At 57.3% G+C, this 931-nt stretch carries 2 protein-coding genes; both read left to right on the forward strand.

The features are described 5' to 3' along the window. Nucleotides 1-423, forward strand: a 423-nt coding sequence (locus ABR397_RS22845) for a bacteriophage T4 gp5 trimerisation domain-containing protein (protein ID WP_407072905.1), incomplete at its 5' end; no start/stop codon positions are given. Nucleotides 424-467: 44 nt separating this feature from the next. Then, entirely contained in the window at nucleotides 468-890 is a 423-nt protein-coding gene (locus ABR397_RS22850; RefSeq protein ID WP_350307706.1) for a DUF1795 domain-containing protein, read from the forward strand. Nucleotides 891-931: the final 41 nt, after the last annotated feature.

Genomic DNA, 931 nt, shown 5'->3' on the forward strand with positions numbered 1-931 from the left:
TTCCGCTCGAAAACCCACAAGGGCGACGGTTACAACGAACTGCGCTTTGAGGATGCCCGGGGCAGTGAAGAACTGGCTTTGCATGCGCAGCGCGATATGAACACCGTGGTGCTCAATGACCGCGAAACCCGGGTCATGCACAACCACACCGAAAGCATCGGCAATGACCAGATACTTTCCGTCAGGAAAAATCGCCATAAAGAGGTGACGGGCAACGAAGTCAGCGCCATCACCGGCCTGCGTCAAATCACTGTGGAACAAGACAGCCGGCTGAACGTGAAAAACAACATCCAGATACAGTCCCGGGCCGGCGGTATCGAGATTGCGACCGCCGGGGGCAGCATCACCATCGACAGCGCCGGCAATATCCGTATTCAGGGCGCCAATATCACCATTAACGGCAAACAGGTCAATGTGAACTGACCGGTATTGACTCTCCACTTATTTTAATCAACAACGGAAACAGCATGGAAAACACAACATATCAGATGAATGAAGGCACCCTGGCTATCCCGGGCAACTGGCGGGATGAATCCCTGCATGTCTTCGTGCTGCCGGATGACAGCGGCATTAATCTGGTGGTCAGCCGCACCCCGGTCCCCACCGGTATGGACAACACCGCTTACTATGAACAGACCCTGGCACAGTTCCGCACGCACCTGCCCGGTTATCAGGAGCATCAGCGCAGCGAAATCACCCTCAGCCAGCAACCCGCCCGCCGGCTGGATTACCAGTGGACAAGCCCGGAAGGCGACATGCACCAGACCGTGGTGCTGCAAATCCGCGGCCCGCAACTGCTGACCTTCAACCTGACCTCCCCCGCCCCCTTTGCGGATGGCCAGCGCGAGGCGCTGCTGGCGGTTATCGACAGCTTCCAGGCCGCCGGATGATTTGACAGGAGGTGCAACATGTCACTTGGTGATGACATCGT

This window comes from Photorhabdus viridis (assembly GCF_040256935.1).
In the GTDB taxonomy this organism is placed as follows: domain Bacteria; phylum Pseudomonadota; class Gammaproteobacteria; order Enterobacterales; family Enterobacteriaceae; genus Photorhabdus; species Photorhabdus viridis.

Excerpts from the sequence above, each read along its gene's own strand:
- ABR397_RS22850 (WP_350307706.1), top strand. The coding sequence starts at position 468 with ATGGAAAACACAACATATCAGATGAATGAAGGCACCCTGGCTATCCCG.